1 protein-coding gene is annotated in these 370 nt (G+C 42.7%); it reads right to left on the bottom strand.

What is annotated here, in order from left to right:
- On the bottom strand, positions 1-370 hold a 370-nt coding region (locus AC6CH4_RS25990), incomplete at both ends, for a hypothetical protein (RefSeq protein WP_498108237.1).

The raw sequence follows: 370 nt of genomic DNA, 5'->3' as shown, positions 1-370 counted from the left end.
GTTCTGCTCAAAAAACGCTCCACTTATCTTTACTAAAACGCTGTAGGCTCCGGGAGCCAATCGCTCCACTTTCAGGCTATTGGCCGTGAAATTATAAGCAACACCATTGATAACCGCTGTATAGGGATACGAGGCTTTCGCCTTTATTTCTATTTCGCCATTATTTTCATTATCACACGATTCCCCTTTGGTGGTAATGATAAAATTGTCCCCACCCAGCTTTAACACATCCGGGGTTGTAAATGAAATTGTAGACCACTCGCTCACCCCGGCGCTGCATTTGTTTCTGATATGAAAATAATAGGTTGTAGCGGCTCTTAAAGAAACAGCATTATAAGAAGTATCCTCAGTGGTCATACCCGCAGAAATT

Source organism: Flavobacterium sp. GQ95, assembly GCF_059758655.1.
This window is presented reverse-complemented; position numbering and strand designations above follow the sequence as displayed.